General features: G+C 45.6%; 1 protein-coding gene. It reads left to right on the top strand.

The window, feature by feature from the left end; all coding sequences use genetic code 11:
• Window positions 1–1,197 (top strand): cadherin-like domain-containing protein (locus I8J31_RS20440; protein ID WP_199470436.1); only part of this gene is annotated, 1,197 nt, incomplete at both ends.

Below are 1,197 nucleotides of genomic sequence, written 5' to 3'. Positions count from 1 at the left end.
GGATGCACCTTTATCTTGGTCTGGTACCTTGACGGCGACAGACGTTGATAATGAAGACAACACCTTTATAGCGAAAACGACCATTGGAGAGAATGGTACATTTAGTGTCGATGCGAACGGCGAGTGGACGTTTAACGCGAACAGTGCTTTTGATGAATTGAACGTTGGCGAAAGTGCTGTGGAAGAATTTACAGTGACAACGGCGGGCGGCACAGAGCAAGTTGTCACCATGACAATTACGGGCACCAATGATGGGGCAGTGATTGGTGGTGATACAAGTGTGACGGCGTCTGAAACCGATACAGCGTTGACCTTGAACGGCGCCCTAACGTCTAGCGATGTGGACAATGCTGATAATACCTTCACTCCAAATACCATATATGGCAAACACGGCAAGTTCAATATTGATACTGATGGTAATTGGACATTTAATGCCTACGGTACATTTGATGAAATGAGCGTGGGACAAAGTAGAGAAGAAACCTTTGAAGTGACGTCAGTTGATGGCACGAAACAAGACGTGACTGTGACGATTAATGGAACAAATGATGCGCCAGAGATCGTGGTTACAACAGTAACCGCATTTAATGAAAATGAAGCAACGGTGGGTACGATAGTCGCAAACTTTCATATCTCTGATGCAGAAGATGGTGTGTCGAGTTTTGGTTTTACACCGGGTAGCAATGACGCTGGTTACTATTCTTTACATGGGGATAGTAAAGTGGTTTTAACCCAAGCGGGTGTTGATGCGGTTAATAACGGTGTGGTTCTACCTAAAGTTAGTATTACGACAATTGACACTGGCGGCTTGACAGCGGTAGGCAGTGTGACACCAACCTATATTGCTCAAAATGACGCGCCAGTGGCCGAAGCGGATATTGCATCAGGTACACAAGATGGTGGTGTGATCACTATTAATGTATTGGCGAATGACAGTGACGTAGATGGCGACATGCTTACTATTATTGGGGCAACAGTACCAGCAGAGCAAGGTACTGTTGCTATTGTTGATGGCCAACTAGAGTTTACACCAGCAGATAATTTCCATGGTGAAGCGACAATTAGCTACACCATTAGTGATGGTACAGTGACAGATACCGCAGATGTTACGGTTACCGTGACTGATAACGTCATTGCGACACCAAGTATCACACTCGAAAGCACCGGCGATGATGGTGTTTATAACGCAGCAGAGCT

Source organism: Marinomonas transparens (genome assembly GCF_016463975.1).
Taxonomy (GTDB): domain Bacteria; phylum Pseudomonadota; class Gammaproteobacteria; order Pseudomonadales; family Marinomonadaceae; genus Marinomonas; species Marinomonas transparens.
The sequence above is the reverse complement of the archived record's forward strand: the minus strand, read 5'-3'. Positions and strand labels throughout refer to the sequence as shown.